The following is a 15,387-nucleotide window of genomic DNA, read 5'->3' on the forward strand; positions in this document are numbered from 1 at the left end:
GAGCGGATCGCCCGAGGGCTGGGCCTGGCGGCGCTGCACGTGACGGTCCGCGACGGGCTGGGGCTGGACCGCTTCTACAAGCGCCTCGGCTACCGCGAGATCGGCCGCCTCCCCGCCGCGCTGCGCTGCACCTGGCCCGGGAGCATCCGGACGCCGGTGGCGGTCGCGCGGTTGCCGTACACGTCGGTGACCCGGATCGTGTACGGGCCGGGGCCGGCGCCGGAATCGATCAGCCAGTAGTTGTAGTCCTGCCGCTGGGCCGCCCGCCACGATCCGTTCTGCCGGACCTCGACCGAGCGCAGCGGGTTGCCGTGGTCACCGACCAGGACGGCGAACCACCACTGCGACGAGCCCTCCTTCATGCGGAAGGTGAGCGGCCCGGGCAGCGGCGGGTTCACCACGGCCCGGTAGCTGACCTTCACCACGCCCTGCACCGGGTCGGCGATCCGGGCGAACGCTTCCGCGGACAGGTCGAGGTGGCCGGGGGCGCACTCCGGGCACTGGTCCATGACGAGCACCCGGACCGTGCCGCGCGGACCGGTGACGTCGAGGAACCCGCCGCAGGAGGCGCCGGCCGCGTACTCGCCCGGGCCGAGCGCGACGTACATCCGGTTGGCCGGGGCGGCGGGGCGGGAGCAGTTGCCGCCGGCGCCCGCGGAGTCGTAGAAGGTGGCCTTGCCGCTGCGGGTCGTCCCACCGACGGGCGGAGCGGCGCCGAGTGGACCCGTCGCCAGGACCGGGACGCCGGCGGGTGGAGGCGGGGCCGCGCAGGCGGGGGCGGCGCCGCCGCGTACCGCGAGGGCGACAGCGACCGCCGCCGCGACGGTGACCAGACCGGCGGCGGCGAGCCGGCGACGGCGCGTGGCGGCACGGCTGGCGGGCGCGTGGTCGTCGGTCGGCGGGTGGGGTACGGTGCCGTCGGTCACGCCGGTCGATGCTGCCGGACCGGCGTGCCGCCGGACAAGCGCGCTAAGCGAAAGCTAAACCGGCGCGGCGGCTAGTACGGCCGGACCGCGCCGGCGGTGGCGACGATGCCGGCCAGCTCGTCGGCGAGGTCGGGGCGTCCGCGCAGCGAGTCCTCCAGGCGGACGCGCCACACTCCGGTCTCGACCGGGATCCGTTCGTCGCCGGACCAACGGACCCGGTCGCGGGTCTCGTCGAGGGCCGCCCATGTGGCGGGGCCGAGCAGGTCGCCGAGTACACGGTAGAGCCAGCGGAACAGTTCCTCGTCGTGGATCGACGCGCCGATGACGCGGGCCGCGTCCCACGCCACCCGGGGCTGGTGGATAACCTGCATCTCGACTCCTCGGTCGACCTGGCTGCCCCACCATCATCGATCCGTGACGCTCCTCACGGCAAGGCCCGGCACGCCGGTCGTGCGGCTCGCCGACCGGTGCCGAGGCCCACCGCCTGCCGTCCGAGGGTCCCCCCGCGGCGCAGCGCGAATCAGTAGCATCGCAGCATGTCAGATCGCCATCAGCTCGCCGATTCCGACGCCCGCTCCGGGGTCTCCGATGTGGAGGCGGGCGAGCCGGTGCGGGAGAAGGCGCCGCGCCGTCGCCGGGGCCGCCGGATCGCCCTGATCGTGCTGCTCGTGATGGTGCTGCTCGCCGGCGGGGGCGCGCTGGCCGGCGGCCTGTACTACCGCTCCGTCGACAAGTCGATCGAACGGGTCGACGCCTTCGAGGGCGTACCGGAGGAGTCGCGCCCGCAGGTCGAGGTCAAGGGCGCCATGAACATCATGATCCTGGGCAGCGACTCCCGCGACCCGGAGAGCACCGGCGGTTCGCGCAGCGACACGATCATCCTGGCCCACCTGCCGAAGGACCGGTCGAGCGCCCAGCTCATCTCGATCCCGCGGGACACCTGGACGGCCGTCCCGAAGTCGAAGGAGGGTCGCGGCGGTCGCGACGCGAAGATCAATGCCGCGTACGCCTGGGGCGGTGTGCCGCTGATGGTGCAGACGGTGGAGAAGTTCAGCGGCGTACGGGTGGACAACGTGGCGATGGTGGACTTCGCCGGCTTCAAGGAGATCATCGACGCGCTGGGCGGTGTCGAGATCGACGTGGAGAAGGGGTTCACCACGAACTACTCGCTGATCGGCACGCGGACGTTCAAGAAGGGCCGCCAGACCATGGACGGCGCCGCCGCGCTCGACTACGCGCGGGAACGGCACGCCTTCCCCGACGGCGACTTCGCCCGCATCCGGCACCAGCAGCAGGTGATCAAGGCCATTCTGGACAAGGCCGCCTCGGGCGGGGTGATGACCAACCCGGCGAAGCTGAACTCGTTCGTCCGCGCCACGTCGAACTCGGTGGCCGTCGACAAATCACTGTCTCTGGTGGACCTCGCGATGGAGATGCGTGGCCTGCGCAGCGGCAATCTGACGTTCTTCACCTGCCCGGTGAAGGGGACCGGCCGGGTCGGCAGCGAGAGCGTCGTGTTCCCGGATCCGGCGCGCGCGAAGACGCTGTTCGACGCGGTCCGCCGCGACTCGGTCCCGGAGATTCTCGCCGTCAGCGGAAAGTAGGACGTCGATCTGCCATGCCGGTGGTGGCGGCGCGGCGGGGCCGCTCGTATCCTGCGATCGTCGTCGGTCTCCGCATCCGGGCCGGCGGCGTCACGGGGGAGGATCGACAATGCCACGCCTTCCGGCGTTCGAGCATCCGGCCGCGCCGTCGAACGATCCGCCGATGAACAGCGGCCTGGACACGACAACGGTCCTGCCCTACGCCGGGTCGCGGGCGTCGACGCGTACCCGATGGGTGCGCGCGTGGATGGTGACCGCGCCCATCGACGTGGCGGCGCTGCTCGCGCCGCTGCTGCTGACCCAGAACTACTGGCGCGGCACGCTGGCCAACGCGGCCCTGACGGTGGGCTTCTTCGCGGCGGGCGGACTGTACCGGCCGCGCCGGCACATCAGCATCCTGGACGAGCTGCCGAGCCTCGGCGGGCGGCTGCTGGCCTCCGGCGCGGTGGTGGCGATCATCGCGGCGCTGCGGCACGACTCGGTGCCGCACGTGAGCGGCTTCGTCCAGGGCGTCGCGTTCTCCGCCGGCCTGGTGATCGTCGGGCGCGCGCTGAACAGCCGGCTCGTCCTGCTGGCCCGTAAGCGCCGGTGGGTGGAGCGCAACACCATCGTCATCGGCGGCGGTCCGATCGGCGGGGAGCTGGCCCGGCTGCTGCGCCGCCACCCGCAGTACGGGCTGCGGTTCGTCGGCGCGGTGGACGCCCCGTCGAGGCCCCGCATGGGGGCGTTGCCGCTGATCGGCACGATCGACGACCTGGAGAAGCTCACCGACATGCTGGAGTGCGAGGTCCTGGTCATCGCCGACCCGGACTGCTCCGAGTCGGAGCTGATGGAGTCGCTGCTGCGTCCGGCCAGCTCGCGGTGTGACCTGTGGGCGGTGCCCCGGCTGTGGGGCTCGCGGTCGCAGGGCGGCTACCCCGACCACATCGGCGCCATTCCGATCGTCAAGATCGGCGACACCACGCTCACCGGCCCCCGGTGGCGGCTCAAGCGGGCCTCGGACGTGGTCTTCGCGGTGACCGCGCTGGTGGTGCTGAGCCCGCTGCTGCTGCTCTGCGCCCTCGCCACGTTCCTCGACGGCGGCCGGGGCGTGTTCTTCCGGCAGGAGCGCATCGGCCGGTTCGGCAAGCCGTTCCACGTCATCAAGTTCCGGTCGATGCGCCCGGAGGACGAACACGAGTCGCAGACGACCTGGTCCATCGCCCACGATCAGCGGGTCGGGCCGATCGGGCGGTTCATGCGGCGCACCTCGCTGGACGAGCTGCCGCAACTGTGGAACATCCTGCGCGGTGAGATGAGCGTGGTGGGGCCCCGCCCGGAGCGGCCGTACTTCGTGGAGAAGTTCTCGGTGGAGTACCCGACCTACGCGATGCGGCACCGCGTACCGGTCGGGCTCACCGGGCTGGCGCAGGTCAGCGGCCTGCGCGGGGACACGCCGATCTCGGACCGGGCGCGGTTCGACAACTACTACGTCGAGAACTGGTCGCTCTGGCTCGACATCAAGATCGTGCTGCGTACCGTCAGCGAGGTGTTCCGGGGCGGTGGAGGCTGAGCGCCTCGGCCAGGTCGGCGTACCAGTCCCCCGGCGGCGGCAGCTTCGCCGCGGCCCACCGGCCGTGCGCGAGCACGCTGTAGCGGGGACGCCGCGCCGGGCGCGGGAAACTGTCGCTCGTGGTGGGCCGGATCCGGTCCGGGTCCAGGCCGCGCAGGGCGAACACGGCGCGGGCCAGGCCGTACCAGGTGGTCTCGCCGGCGGCGGTGCCGTGGTACGTCCCGGGCGCCGCGTCGCCGGCCAGCGCCGCGTCGGCGAGCGCCACGAGCCGCTCCGCGAGACGGTACGACCAGGTGGGCTGCCCGCGCTGGTCGTCCACCACGTCGAGCCGGTCGCGTTCGGCGGCCAGCCGCAGCATCGTGGTGACGAAGTTGCGGCCGTGGGTGGCGTAGAGCCAGGCGGTACGCACCACGTACCCGGTCTCGGGCAGCAGCCGGGCCACCGCAAGCTCCCCGGCGAGCTTGCCGCGCCCGTACGCGTTGACCGGGCCGGTCGGGGCGTCCTCCGGGTACGGCTCGACCGCGTCCCCGGCGAACACGTAGTCGGTGGAGACGTGCACCAGGCGCGCGCCGGACCCGGCGCAGGCGTGGGCCAGGTGGGCGACCGCGTCGCCGTTGACAGCCGTGGCGTCCGCCTCGCGGGTCTCCGCGCCGTCCACGTCGGTCCACGCTGCGGCGTTGAGCACCACGTCGTGCCCGCTCACCGCGTCCCGGACGGCGTGGGCGTCGGTGACGTCGAGGCCGGCGCGGGTGGCGGCGGTGACCGACAGGTCCGGCCGGGTCCGCAGCACGGCGAGCAGGTCCCGCCCCAGCATGCCGCCCGCGCCGGTGACGAGCACCCGGGTCACCGGCGGCCGGCCGTCTTCAGCGGTTCCCACCAGGCCCGGTTGTCCCGGTACCAGCGCACGGTCTCGGCCAGCCCCCGGTCGAGGTCGATGGTCGGGGCGTACCCCAGCTCGTCGCTGATCTTGCTGATGTCCAGCGAGTAGCGGCGGTCGTGGCCCTTGCGGTCGGTGACCGGGACGACCCGGTCCCAGCCGGCGTCGCAGGCGGCCAGGAGCCGCTCGGTGAGCTGCCTGTTGGTCAGCTCGGTGCCGCCGCCGATGTGGTAGACCTCGCCGGTCCGCCCCTTCTCCTGGACCATCGCCACGCCCCGGCAGTGGTCGTGCACGTGCAGCCAGTCCCGCACGTTGCCGCCGTCGCCGTAGAGCGGCACGGTGCCGCCGTCGAGCAGGTTCGTCACGAACAGCGGGACGACCTTCTCCGGGTACTGGTACGGCCCGTAGTTGTTGGAGCAGCGCGTGACCACCACGTCCAGGCCGTGGGTGCGGTGGTAGGCCAGCGCCAGCAGGTCGGACCCGGCCTTCGAGGCGGAGTACGGCGAGTTCGGCGACAGCGGCCAGTCCTCCGTCCAGGAGCCGGAGTCGATCGAGCCGTACACCTCGTCGGTGGAGACGTGCACGAACCGGCCGGCGCCGTGGCGCAGCGCGGCGTCCAGCAGCGTCTGGGTGCCGAGCACGTTCGTGGTGACGAACGGCGCCGCGCCGGTGATCGAGCGGTCCACGTGCGACTCGGCGGCGAAGTGGACGATCACGTCGTGGCCGGGCACCACCTCGTCGACGAGCGCCGCGTCGCAGATGTCGCCGTGCACGAAGCGCAGGCGCGGGTCGTCGCGTACCGGGGCCAGGTTCGCCGGGTTGCCGGAGTAGGTGAGCTTGTCCAGCACGGTGAGCGCCGTGGGCGCCGTCGTGGGCACCCCGGCCGCGTCGCCGCCGGGCACGCCCAGCAGCATCCGCACGTACTCCGACCCGATGAAGCCGGCGCCGCCGGTGACGAGGATCCTCACGGGTGGAGGAGTCTACGCCGTACCCGCAGCGCAGGCGGGACGTCGACGGGCCACGGTGGTGACGGCGTCACGGGTAGTCTCCGCGAGTGCGTGGAATCCTTCTCGCCGGCGGCACCGGGTCCCGGTTGTGGCCGATCACCCGGGCCGTCTCCAAGCAGCTGATGCCGGTGTTCGACAAGCCGATGGTCTACTACCCGCTCTCCACTCTGGTGATGGCCGGCGTGCGGGAGATCCTGGTGGTGACCACTCCGGAGGACCGCGCCCAGTTCGAGCGGCTGCTCGGCGACGGCAGCCAGTGGGGGCTGCGGCTGGCGTACGCCGAACAGCCCCGTCCGGAGGGCATCGCGCAGGCGCTGGTGCTCGGCGCGGACTTCATCGGCGACGAGTCGGTGGCGCTGATCCTCGGCGACAACATCTTCCACGGCGTCGGGCTCGGCCGGCAGCTCGCCCAGCACGGCGAACCGGCGGGCGGCCGGGTCTTCGCGTACCCGGTGGCGAACCCGCAGGCGTACGGCGTGGTCGAGTTCGACGCCGACGGCCGGGTGCTCTCGATCGAGGAGAAGCCGGCCCGTCCCCGGTCCCGGTACGCGGTGCCCGGCCTCTACTTCTACGACAACCGGGCGGTCGACATCGCCCGCAAGCTGACGCCGAGCGCGCGCGGCGAGCTGGAGATCACGGCGGTCAACGAGACGTACCGGGCGTGGGGCGAGCTGACCGTGACGGTCCTCGACCGGGGCACGGCGTGGCTGGACACCGGCACGTTCACCTCGATGATGCAGGCCGCGGAGTTCGTCCGGGTGATCGAGGAGCGCCAGGGCATGAAGATCGGCTGCGTCGAGGAGGTGGTCTGGCGGTCCGGGCTGATCGACGACGAGCGGCTGCGCGTGCTCGCCCATCCGCTGACCCGCAGCGGCTACGGCGAATACCTGCTGGGCCTGCTGGCCGAGCGGAGCGGGACCGAAGGATGAAGATCCGGCCGCTGAGCATCGAGGGGGCGTGGGAGATCACGCCCCGGCAGCACGGCGACTCCCGCGGGTTGTTCATGGAGTGGTACCGGTTCGACCGGCTCGCCGAGGTGGTCGGGCGTCCGCTGCGGCTGGCCCAGGGCAACCTGTCCGTCTCCGCGCGGGGCGTGGTCCGCGGCATCCACTTCGCCGACGTCCCGCCCGGCCAGGCCAAGTACGTGACCTGCGTACGCGGGGCCGTGGTCGACCTGGTGGTGGACATCCGGGTGGGCTCGCCGACGTTCGGCCGGTGGGAGGCGGTGCGGCTGGACGACGTCGACCGGCGAGCCGTCTATCTCAGCGAGGGTCTGGGGCACGGTTTCTGCGCGCTGACCGACGACGCCACACTCAGCTATCTCTGCTCCACCACCTACAACCCGGGCGCCGAGCACACGGTGCACCCTCTCGACCCGGACCTGGCGATCGACTGGCCGGCCGAGGCGCCGGTGCTGTCGGCCCGCGACGCCGCCGCGCCGAGCCTGGCCCACGCGCGTACGGCCGGGCTCCTGCCCGACTACCGCAGTACCCGCACCTGTGCCGCACCGTTCGGGGGCGACGAGTGACAGGCGGTTCGCTGGTCGACGCCGCGCAGTCCTCGTCGGACCCCGGCACGACGCCTCCGTCCGGGCACCGGGCGGCCGGTCTGCTGCGGCGGCTCGTCGCGCCCGAGCGCCTCTATCTCGGCGCGCTGGGACTGACCGGCCTGGCGGCGGTCATGTCGGTGGCGCTGCCCGCGGCGGAGCGCGGCGAACTGTCGGCAAACATGGTGAGCGCGACGCTCGGCGCGGCCGTCGGCGGGCTGTCGCTCGACACCTTCCTCATCTCGCGTCCGGCCGGCTGGGTGCAGTCCCGGGGACGGACGTACGTGATCGCGATCCTCGGCGTCGCCGTACTCCTCTCCGGTGTCGCCGCCGCGCTGCTCACCGCGGCGGCGGGCGTCGGCGCCTATCTGGTCGGCGTCGGGTCCGCGGTGGGTCTGACCGTGTTCAACACGGTCTCGTCGCTCGCCCTGCGGCAGCGCAGCTTCCGGCTGGTCTACGCGATGCGCGCGGCGAGCGGCGCGGTCCTGGTCGCCGGGTACGCCGCCCTCTACGCCGCCGGCCGGCTCGACGGCGGCGTGTGGAGCATGGTGTGGCTCGCGGTGCAGTGGCTCAGCGCCTTCGCCGTGTGCGGCCTGGTCCTGGTCCGGCTGCGGCGGGCCGGCGCGGCCCCGGCGCCCACCTCGACCGGCGCGGACCTCCGGGCCGACCTGCTCGCGGCCGGGAGCCTGCACCTGGGCATCTTCGCGCAGATGATGACGCTGCGGTTCAACCAGGTCCTGGTGGCCCGGTTCGCCGGGGCCGGTCCGCTCGGCGTCTACGCGCTGGCGGTCGCCGCCCTGGAGTTCGCGCAGGCCGGCGCCGTGGTGCGGGCACAGCGCATCCTCGCCGACCGGGACGGTGGGAACGGCCCGGACCCGACGCGGGCGGTGGTGACGGCGGCCCTGCCGATCGCCCTGGCCGCGATCGTCGGGCTCGGCGTGCTGGGTTTCCTGGCGCCGGAGTACCGGCACGCCTGGCTCCTCGGGCTGCTGCTCCTGCCGGGCTCGCTGGCCACGGCGGCCGGAAAGAGCTGGAGCGCCCTGCTGCTGAAGCGGCGGGGTGAGAAGGCGACCACTGTGGTCGCCGTGGTCACGTCGGCGGTCGCGGTTCCGGCATACCTCGGCGTCATCCCGTGGGCCGGTGTGGTCGGGGCGGCGGTCGCCTCCTCGCTCGCCTACGCCGTGCACGCGTTCGCGTCGAGAGCGAGCCTGCGCCGGGCGCAGCCGCCGAATCCTGGGATGGTGTGAGATGGACGTCTCGATCGTGGTTCTCGCCTGGGAGGACTTCCACCGCACCCGCGACTGCGTGCTGTCCCTGCCCGCCGAGGCCGAGATCGTCGTGGTGGACAACGGCAGCTCGGCGGAGATCCGCGAGGCGCTGAGCGGGTTCTGCGCCCAGCAGGGCGTCACCTACGTCCAGTCCGGCTCGAACCTGGGGTACGCCCGCGGCATGAACCTCGGCGTACGGCACACCAGCAGGGCGAACGTCATCCTCTCCAACAACGACATCGTCGTGCACGGTGACGCGGTGGCCCGGCTGCTGACGGCTCTGGAGGACCCGGAGGTGGGCGCCGCCTTCCCCGCTGTGGTGACGCCGGAGGGCGTGCCGCAGACCGAGGGCGGCCGGTTCCTGACCATGGGGGTCGGGCTGGGCCACGCCACCGGGCTGAGCCTCGTGGTGCCGCGCCTGCGGATCGTCGCGCCCCCGGAGCAGGCGGACTGGCTGACCGGGCCGTTCGTCGCGCTGCGGCGCAGCACCTTCGACGCCATCGGCGGAGTCGACGAGACGTCGTTCTTCTACTCCGAGGACATGCGGCTGTGCTGGGCGGTACGCCGGCAGGGCAAACGGCTGGCGTACGTGGCGGACGCCGTGATCATGCACGAGGACGACGCGACCGCCAAGCGGCGCTGGTCGGCGGAGGAGATCTCCGAGCGGCGTACCCGGGAGTTCATCCGGGCCAGCCGGGACCTGGGCGGCCGCCGTGGTCGCGTGGCGGCCACCGCGTACGTCTGCGGCATCCTGCTGCGGGCGGCGGTGGGCCGCGACTCCGTGCGCCGCGCGATCGCGCGCGGGGCCGTCGCGGGGCTGCGTGCGTCGTGAAGGTGCTCTTCGTCTGCACGACCGGTGGCTCCGGGCGGCGGCAGCTGGGCGGCGCGGAACGGATGCTCGCCGAGCTGGTGCCGGCGCACGCCCGTACCGGCGTCGACGTGGTGGCCGCCACCTCGGACGACGAGGTGGGCAGGTCGCTGCGCGAGGCCGGGGTGCCGTGGGTCGGGCTGGGCGGGGCCAGCCGGATCGACCTCGGCTACGCGCGTCAGATCCGCCGTCTCGTCCGCGAGGTGAAGCCGGACGTGGTCTGCGCCCACCTGCTGTCCGCGGCGATGCACGCGCGGGCCGCGCTCAGCCTGGACCGCACCCCGCTCGTGGTCACCCTGCACAACAGCCTCTGGCAGTACCGGGACACCGCCGGGTCGTGGCAGCAGAAGGCCGCCACCCAGTCCAACATCACGCTGGACCTGGCGATGCGCCGCCTCCGGCCGCACGCGACGGTGGCGGTGTCCGAGTTCGAAGCCACCGAGCTGCGTGAGCGGGGCCGCGTCCGGAACGTCCACCTGATCCCCAACCCGCTGCCGGCCGACTGGCCCGCCCCGAAACCCGCCGACGCGCCGGCACCCGGCCGGCGTCCAGTGGTCGGCTACCTGGGCCGGCTGGAACGGGAGAAGGGCGCGGACCTGCTGGCCGAGACCGCCGCGCACCTGCCGGAGATGGACGTCCGGGTCGCCGGGGCCGGCTCGCTGCCGATCGCGGCCCGGCCGAACCTGGAACTCGTCGGCCGGGTCGTCGCGGCGGACTTCCTCCGAGGGATCGACTGCCTCCTGGTGCCGTCCCGGGTCGAGTCGTTCGGGCTCAGCGCGTTGGAGGCGCTGTCCCTGGGCGTACCGGTGGTGCACACCGGGGCCGGCGGGCTGGCCGAGGTCACCCGGCACGCCACCGACGATCTCGCCGTCCGGGCCGACCCCAGCCCCGCCGCGCTGGCCGGCGCCGTCCGCCGGGCGCTGGCCCAGGCCGGGCCCGCCGAGGAGCGGCGGGGCGTGGCCGAGTGGTACGCCCAGGAGTACGCCTTCGACCGGTGCGTGACGCGCTGGCAGAGCCTGTACCGGTCGCTGCGGTGACCGCCGTGGAACTGACTGTCGTCACGGTGCTCTACCGGTCCGCCGGCATGCTCGCCGAGACGCTGCCCACCTGGGTACGCAGCGCCGAAGGGCTGCCGGTGCGGTTCGTCTTCGCCGACAACTGGCCCGAGGACGGCTGCGCGGAGATCATCGCCGGTTGCCTCGACCAGGACCGGTACCGGTACCTTCCCGACTCGTCCAACCCGGGCTTCGCGGCCGGCTGCAACCGGGCCGTCGCGGCCACCACCACCGGCCACGTGCTGCTGCTGAATCCGGACGTCTGGCTGCCCGACGGCGCGCTGGCCCGCATCTGCGCCGCCGTCGCGGAGGACCCCGGCACCCCGGTCGCGGTCGGCCTGGCCATGCACGGCGGCGAGTACGTGGGCATCGACCTGAACCCGGTCTCGCTGTTCATCGACCGGTCCGCCACGACGGCACGGGCGCCACTGGGCCCGTCCGGCGGCGCGGCGGTCTTCCCCACCGAGCTGTACCGCAGGTTCGGCGGGTTCTACGAGCACCTGTTCGCCTGGGGTGAGGACGCCGACCTCGCCCTGCGGCTCCACGCCTCGGGGGTTCGTACCCGGGCGCTGGATCTGATGCTCCCGCACGCCGGTGGGCACAGCGTCGACGGCGACGACCGGCTCCAGGGCTTCCGGGCGTTCCTCCTGGCCCGCAACCGGCTCCTGGTCGCGGCGCGCACCCTCACCTGGCCGCTGCTGCTCGTCGCGCTGCCGGTCCTCGCGCTGGCGCACGTCGCGCTCGCCGCCCGGCGGGCCCGCCAGGGCCTGCTGCGGCCGTTCCTGCGCGGCGTGGGACACGGCCTGCGGCAGGGGCCGGCCGCCCGCCGGCAGTGGACCGGCAAGCGGTTCGGCTTCGCGACCCTGCTCAGCTATCTGACAGTTCGGAGAGCGTGATGACGGGACACCCGTGGAGTGTCGTGACTGTCACCTACAACTCGGCCGACACGCTGCGCCGCTGCTGGCGCGGCGAGAAGCCGTACGAGTGGATCGTGGTGGACAACGCGTCGTCCGACGACTCGGCGGCGGTGGCCCGGGAGCTGGGCGCGCGGGTCGTCCGGCTGCCGGAGAACGTGGGCTTCTCCCGGGCCAACAACGTCGCGCTGCACGAGGCCGCCGGCAGGTACGTCCTCTTCGCGAACCCGGACCTGGAGGTCCGCCCGGACGGGCTGGAGGCGCTCGCGCGGCACCTGGACGCGCACGGCGGACTGGTGGCGCCCCAACTGCTCTCCACCGACGGGACCCCGCAACCAAACGGGCGTGGCTTCCCGTACGCCACCGCGAAGCTCGGCAACCGGAAGCTGTGGCCGCTGTCCCGCCTGCACGAGTCGTACCGGATGGTGGCCGAGCCGGGCGAGGTCCGCTACGTCGCCTGGCTGATGGGGGCGGCGGTCGCCGGACGCACCGGGGACCTCGTCGAGCTGGGCGGATGGAACGAGCGTTTCTTCCTCTACTACGAGGACCACGAGCTGGGCCTGCGGGCGTGGCAGCGCGGTTTCCCGGTCGCCCTGCTCGGTGACGTGCGGTGGACCCACCACTGGGCGCGGGCGACGAACTCGGTGCGGTGGTCACCGGCGCACACGCTGGAGTTGCGCAGCGCCCGGATCTTCTTCGGCATGTTCCCCGAGTTCCTGGTCGGCCTGCCGCCGGCTGCCCGCCGGCACCACCGGGCGGCCGGGCTGATCGGTTCACGGGTGCCCGCGCCCCGCCCGCCGGTGGCCGGCTGAGCCGGGTCGGTCCGCGTGTCTCCCCTCCTGAAGGCCGCCGTCCGGCGTGCGCTCGTGTCGCAGCCGCTGGCGAGCGCGTACCACGGGCGGGCCAACGGTTTCGGCGCGCTGCGGCTCGTCTTCGCGCTGGCCGTGGTGCTGTCCCACACCGCCGCCCTCGGGTTCGGGCGTCCGCTGATGCACCGGGTCGACCTGGGCGCCCTGGCGGTGGCGGGCTTCTTCACGATCTCCGGCTTCCTCGTCGTCGGCTCGGCGCGACGCAACTCGGTGCCCCGCTTCCTGTGGCACCGGGCGCTGCGGATCTGGCCCGGGCTGTGGGTCTGCCTGCTGTTCACCGGCCTGGTCGTGGCGCCCCTGCTGTACCTCGACCGGCACGGCACGCTCGACGGGCTGTGGCGCAGCCCGGGCGGCGTGCTCGACTACCTGCGGCTGAACTGGTGGGGCGGGCTGCGGCAGTTCGGCATCGCCGACCTGCTGCGCGGTGACACGCCGTACTGGCACTGGCAGGGCGGGAACACGATCAACGGGTCGTTGTGGACGCTCGCCTACGAGATCTACTGCTATCTGGCGGTGGCCGTCCTGGCCGCGCTGACCGTCCTGCGCCGGCAGCTCCGCTGGGTCACGCTGCTCGCCGTGGTCGCGGTGTTCGGCGTCCTCTGCTGGAACCACCTCCAGCCCGGTGCGGCGCTCTGGACCAGCGGGGCGGTCGGTCCGCTGCCGATGCTCGGCGCGCTGCAGAAGACCTACCTGCTCTGGTTCGGGTTCATGTTCCTGGCCGGCGGGGCCGCCGAGCTGTACCGCGACCGGCTGCCGATGAACGACCTGCTCGGCGTGCTCGCGCTCGGGACGGTCGGCTGGCTCGCCGTGCGGGGCGACTTCGTCGGCCCGGGGGTGTACGCCGTCGACGGCTCGTTCTTCGCACCGGCGCTGCTCGCCTACGCGTACGCCGTCCTCTGGCTCGCCGTACGGCTGCCGCGCGTGCTGCACCGCGTCGGCCGCGACAACGACTACTCGTACGGTGTCTACATCTACTCGTTCGTGGTGCAGCAGGTGCTCGCCAAGTTCGGCCTGCCGGCTCTCGGCGTGGCCGGGTTCTTCCTGGTCAGCGCCGTGCTCAGCCTCGGGCTGGCGATGCTCTCCTGGCATCTGGTGGAGAAGCCGGCGCTGCGGGGAAAGGACTGGACGCCGCCCGCGCTGCGCGAGCCGCCGGACGGTCCGCCGGGTCAGGACGGTCCCGACGTGCCTGCGCTGCCCGGGCGCGCGGCGGGCGCCGAGCCGGATCCGGCCGCCGCGCCGGCCGCTGGCTGACGGGGGCCGGCGGCGGCTTGCGCGCCAGGTTGCCGGCGACGCGGCACCGGCAGCGGCCGCGCCGACAGGGACGGGTTGTCGGCGGCGCCCAGCGCGACCGCCAGGAGCAGCACGGCCACCGCGCCCAGCCACAGCCATACGTCGAAGAAGAAGATCTGGGCCGCGAACCCGACCAGCAGGAGGCGGGCCGGCAGCGACCGGAGGTGCCGGTAGAGCAGCACCAGGAGCGTCAGCAGGCAGGCCAGTCCGATCAGGCCGAAGTTGTACCAGAACGTCAGGTAGGTGTTGTCGAAGACCTGGGCCTGGCCGTCGCCGATGCCGACGTTCTCCAGGAACCGCACGTTTGCCTCCGGCCCGTTGCCGAAGACGACTGTGGACCAGTCGCGGGTGATGCCGTCCCAGACGACGCTCATGCGCGTGAAGCGGGCGTCGGCGCTGGCCGGGTCGGAGATCCGTGATCCCGCCACGTCGACGGAGTCCACTGCGCTCGCGGTGGGCGCGGCCGGGACCGGCGCGACGGGCTCCGGCGGCAGGGAACTCGCCGCCGGAGGCGCCGGAGCGGCCGGACTCGGCGCGGCCGGGCTCGGCGTGGCCGGGCTCGGCGTGGCAGCGGGCGACTCGGGGGCCGGCGCCGCCGAACTCGCCGCCGGAGCGGCCGGGCTCGGCGTGGGTGCGGCGGTGGTGGTGTCGGGCCGCTGGGCCGGCGGGTTGACCGCCACGAGCGTGAAGGTGACCGCGCCGACGGCGGCAGTGGCGCCCAGGCCGCGCCAGCTGACCTTCCGCCACTGGAGGAACAGCCAGACCCCGAGCGCGAGAACCGTGCCCACCCAGGCGCTGCGGGTGCCGGAGAGCACCAGGCCGACGAGGTTGGCGGTGACCGGCACGTACCAGAACCGGCCCCGGAGCGTCAGCGCGACGAGCACCATGGCCATGGCGAACGTGCCGTAGATGATGGGGTGCCCGGACAGGCCCACCGCCCGGGTCGCGTCGAACGCCGAGGTGTAGGTCCAGTCGTACGCGAACTGGTCGAAGATCGGCCAGCTCCGGGAAGCGGTCTGGTACTTGGCGAACACTGCCACGGCGACGCTGACCCAGGTGAGCGCCTCCGCGATCCGCCGGACGGTCCGCCGGTCGTGCCGTGCCTCCTCGGCGAGGTGCCAGGCCAGCACGCCGAAGCACAGCAGGGGCGCGACGCCGACCGCGATCGGCTTCACCCCGTGCCAGTGGACGAGCCCCGCGAGCACCGCGCACGCCGGGAGCAGGAGCGCCGCCGCGAGCGCCTTCGGCGGCCACCCGTCGCGTTCGGCGCGCAGCACCCGCCCCCACGCGGCGAGGAGGAACAGGACCAGCAGCAGCGCGTACGAGGGATTCGTCGGATAGCCGACGTCGATGGTCACCGGGACGGCGAACGCGATGACGAAGACCGCCCAGGTGATCCGGACCGGGTCCGTCAGCACCCAGCCGAGCAGGGCGCCGACGGCGACCCCGAGCGCGAGCTGCCACCTGCCCGTCAGCAGGAACCCGGCCGCCAGAACGACGAGGCCGAGGCCGAGGTAGCGGACCCTGCGCTCCACGCCCCTGATCCGGTCAGCCAACACGCGCACCGCACGATCGTACGGATCAGCAGTGGCCGATCGGCACCAGCCCCGG

At 73.4% G+C, this 15,387-nt stretch carries 14 protein-coding genes and 2 pseudogenes; 11 read left to right on the forward strand and 5 right to left on the reverse strand.

Going from position 1 to position 15,387, the window contains the following annotated elements; translation table 11 throughout:
• Nucleotides 1–240, forward strand: a pseudogene (locus BAW75_RS32970) (hypothetical protein); the annotation flags it as partial.
• Here BAW75_RS32970 and BAW75_RS33220 read toward each other — a convergent pair.
• Nucleotides 180–926, reverse strand: a pseudogene (locus BAW75_RS33220) (expansin EXLX1 family cellulose-binding protein); the annotation flags it as partial. The pseudogenes BAW75_RS32970 and BAW75_RS33220 sit on opposite strands and share 61 nt — an antisense overlap.
• Before the next feature lie 71 nt (nt 927–997).
• The gene (locus tag BAW75_RS19450; protein ID WP_104114454.1) at nt 998–1,297 is read right to left on the reverse strand and encodes a hypothetical protein; all 300 of its coding nucleotides are present in this window, start codon (nt 1,295–1,297) and stop codon (nt 998–1,000) included.
• Between the two features lie 165 nt (nt 1,298–1,462).
• On the opposite strand from BAW75_RS19450, the gene BAW75_RS19455 reads away from it, so the two are divergent.
• Nucleotides 1,463–2,530 (forward strand): LCP family protein, encoded by a 1,068-nt coding sequence (locus tag BAW75_RS19455; RefSeq protein WP_043326162.1) that lies wholly within the window; start codon nt 1,463–1,465, stop codon nt 2,528–2,530.
• 109 nt (nt 2,531–2,639) lie between these two features.
• Nucleotides 2,640–4,082 carry a sugar transferase gene (locus tag BAW75_RS19460; protein WP_043326163.1) on the forward strand — a complete coding sequence of 481 codons (1,443 nt, stop codon included), beginning with the start codon at nt 2,640–2,642 and terminating at the stop codon, nt 4,080–4,082.
• Here BAW75_RS19460 and rfbD read toward each other — a convergent pair.
• A complete protein-coding gene (rfbD, locus tag BAW75_RS19465) occupies nt 4,051–4,929 on the reverse strand; it encodes a dTDP-4-dehydrorhamnose reductase (protein ID WP_030501823.1) in 879 nt (292 codons plus the stop codon). The genes BAW75_RS19460 and rfbD overlap by 32 nt on opposite strands.
• Nucleotides 4,926–5,927 (reverse strand): dTDP-glucose 4,6-dehydratase, encoded by a 1,002-nt coding sequence (rfbB, locus tag BAW75_RS19470; protein WP_104114455.1) that lies wholly within the window; start codon nt 5,925–5,927, stop codon nt 4,926–4,928. The genes rfbD and rfbB overlap by 4 nt, the downstream gene beginning before the upstream one ends.
• Before the next feature lie 86 nt (nt 5,928–6,013).
• Between rfbB and rfbA the strand changes: the two genes are divergently transcribed.
• From rfbA to BAW75_RS19510, 8 genes are read left to right on the forward strand one after another with little or no spacing between them, the layout of a single operon-like run.
• The gene (gene rfbA, locus BAW75_RS19475; protein WP_043326169.1) at nt 6,014–6,895 is read left to right on the forward strand and encodes a glucose-1-phosphate thymidylyltransferase RfbA; all 882 of its coding nucleotides are present in this window, start codon (nt 6,014–6,016) and stop codon (nt 6,893–6,895) included.
• Nucleotides 6,892–7,494: a dTDP-4-dehydrorhamnose 3,5-epimerase family protein gene (locus BAW75_RS19480; protein WP_064446934.1), complete on the forward strand. Its 603-nt coding sequence runs from the start codon at nt 6,892–6,894 to the stop codon at nt 7,492–7,494. Before rfbA ends, BAW75_RS19480 begins: the two co-directional genes overlap by 4 nt.
• The gene (locus tag BAW75_RS19485) at nt 7,491–8,759 is read left to right on the forward strand and encodes a hypothetical protein (RefSeq protein WP_244206177.1); all 1,269 of its coding nucleotides are present in this window, start codon (nt 7,491–7,493) and stop codon (nt 8,757–8,759) included. Before BAW75_RS19480 ends, BAW75_RS19485 begins: the two co-directional genes overlap by 4 nt.
• A 1-nt stretch (nt 8,760) precedes the next feature.
• Nucleotides 8,761–9,612, forward strand: coding sequence for a glycosyltransferase (locus BAW75_RS19490; protein WP_064446933.1), 852 nt, complete (start codon nt 8,761–8,763; stop codon nt 9,610–9,612).
• The gene (locus BAW75_RS19495) at nt 9,609–10,685 is read left to right on the forward strand and encodes a glycosyltransferase family 4 protein (protein WP_104114456.1); all 1,077 of its coding nucleotides are present in this window, start codon (nt 9,609–9,611) and stop codon (nt 10,683–10,685) included. The genes BAW75_RS19490 and BAW75_RS19495 overlap by 4 nt, the downstream gene beginning before the upstream one ends.
• 5 nt (nt 10,686–10,690) lie before the next feature.
• On the forward strand, nt 10,691–11,599 hold the full coding sequence (locus BAW75_RS19500; RefSeq protein WP_244206178.1) for a glycosyltransferase family 2 protein: 909 nt from the start codon (nt 10,691–10,693) through the stop codon (nt 11,597–11,599).
• 23 nt (nt 11,600–11,622) lie between these two features.
• Nucleotides 11,623–12,429, forward strand: coding sequence for a glycosyltransferase family 2 protein (locus BAW75_RS19505; RefSeq protein ID WP_231915517.1), 807 nt, complete (start codon nt 11,623–11,625; stop codon nt 12,427–12,429).
• Nucleotides 12,430–12,444: 15 nt separating this feature from the next.
• On the forward strand, nt 12,445–13,737 hold the full coding sequence (locus BAW75_RS19510; protein ID WP_104114458.1) for an acyltransferase family protein: 1,293 nt from the start codon (nt 12,445–12,447) through the stop codon (nt 13,735–13,737).
• Here the strand turns inward: BAW75_RS19510 and BAW75_RS32365 are convergent.
• Nucleotides 13,653–15,341: an O-antigen ligase family protein gene (locus tag BAW75_RS32365; RefSeq protein ID WP_167435589.1), complete on the reverse strand. Its 1,689-nt coding sequence runs from the start codon at nt 15,339–15,341 to the stop codon at nt 13,653–13,655. The genes BAW75_RS19510 and BAW75_RS32365 overlap by 85 nt on opposite strands.
• Between the last annotated feature and the right edge of the window lie 46 nt (nt 15,342–15,387).

The sequence above is a fragment of the Micromonospora chalcea genome, assembly GCF_002926165.1.
Lineage (GTDB): Bacteria > Actinomycetota > Actinomycetes > Mycobacteriales > Micromonosporaceae > Micromonospora > Micromonospora chalcea.

What these genes read in the sequence shown, in the direction of transcription:
- BAW75_RS19450 (WP_104114454.1), bottom strand. Translation starts at nt 1,297, where the DNA reads ATGCAGGTTATCCACCAGCCCCGGGTGGCGTGGGACGCGGCCCGCGTC.
- BAW75_RS19460 (WP_043326163.1), top strand. Translation starts at nt 2,640, where the DNA reads ATGCCACGCCTTCCGGCGTTCGAGCATCCGGCCGCGCCGTCGAACGAT.
- BAW75_RS19490 (WP_064446933.1), top strand. Translation starts at nt 8,761, where the DNA reads ATGGACGTCTCGATCGTGGTTCTCGCCTGGGAGGACTTCCACCGCACC.
- BAW75_RS19455 (WP_043326162.1), top strand. Translation starts at nt 1,463, where the DNA reads ATGTCAGATCGCCATCAGCTCGCCGATTCCGACGCCCGCTCCGGGGTC.
- BAW75_RS19480 (WP_064446934.1), top strand. Translation starts at nt 6,892, where the DNA reads ATGAAGATCCGGCCGCTGAGCATCGAGGGGGCGTGGGAGATCACGCCC.